Source organism: Microbacterium sp. BF1 (genome assembly GCF_019279095.1).
Lineage (GTDB): Bacteria > Actinomycetota > Actinomycetes > Actinomycetales > Microbacteriaceae > Microbacterium > Microbacterium maritypicum.
Genome location: NZ_JAGYWT010000735.1, coordinates 1 through 844, shown reverse-complemented (window position 1 = coordinate 844; position 844 = coordinate 1). Strand labels below are relative to the sequence as shown.

The 844-nt window shown below is 69.7% G+C and carries 2 protein-coding genes; both read left to right on the top strand.

The genetic code is table 11. The features are described 5' to 3' along the window. Positions 1–91 precede the first annotated feature (91 nt). A complete protein-coding gene (locus KZA10_RS16410; RefSeq protein WP_218683426.1) occupies positions 92–562 on the top strand; it encodes an SRPBCC family protein in 471 nt (156 codons plus the stop codon). Then, positions 559–844 (top strand): DUF1905 domain-containing protein (locus KZA10_RS16405; RefSeq protein ID WP_218683425.1); only part of this gene is annotated, 286 nt, incomplete at its 3' end. The genes KZA10_RS16410 and KZA10_RS16405, both read left to right, overlap by 4 nt.

Here is an 844-nt window from a genome sequence, read left to right as displayed (position 1 = left end):
GACGCCGCTGAGCTCGTCGCGATCGTGGCCAGGCTGCGCAAGGACGCGGGCGACTTCGCCGATCCGCGTCCGCAGCCCGAAGCCCTCTGACATGGCCCGGTTCGCACTCGAGACGGTTATCGGTGCGGCCCCCGCCGAGGTGTTCGCCGCGTCGCTCGACCCTGCACTGCACGTGAAGAGCATGGCCCGATTCGGCGAGACGATGATCGAGGCACCGGCCGGCGGCGTCTTCACCGAGGGCACGACCGCTACCTGGCGGGCACGCCACTTCGGCATCCCGTTCCGGCTGCGCTCGATCGTGTTCGACATCGATCCCCCGAACGGATTCTCGGACCGGCAGATCTCGGGGCCGTTCGCGGCGTTCCTGCACGAGCACCGGTTCGAGGAGCACCCGTCCGGCACGCTCATGCACGACACGGTGACCTTCCGCTCGCCGTTCGGCCCGCTCGGCCGGCTCGTCGACGCGCTGTTCATGCGGGAGTACATGCGCCACCTCATCACGGAGCGCAACGCGATTCTCACCGCCGAACTCGAGGGTCCCGGGCGTACTCTTCCGGCATGAGCGAACTGCGCCTGCACACCGTCCTCACCGGCCGTGGCCCCGTTGCGGCGATCCTCCTCACGGATGAGCAGGTCGCCTCGCTCGGTGCCGGCAAGGCCTTCCCCGTGGCCGTCACCGTCGGCGGACGCACCGCCCGCCTGCGCCTGGCGCGGATGGGCAGCGAGAACATGATCGGCTTCAGCAAAGCAGTGCGTGCCGACCTGGGGCTCGAGATCGGCCAGGAGGTCGACTCCGTGATCCGGGTGGATTCGGCCGAGCGCACGGTCGAGGTACCGCCGGGAC

What these genes read in the sequence shown, in the direction of transcription:
- KZA10_RS16410 (WP_218683426.1), top strand. Translation starts at nt 92, where the DNA reads ATGGCCCGGTTCGCACTCGAGACGGTTATCGGTGCGGCCCCCGCCGAG.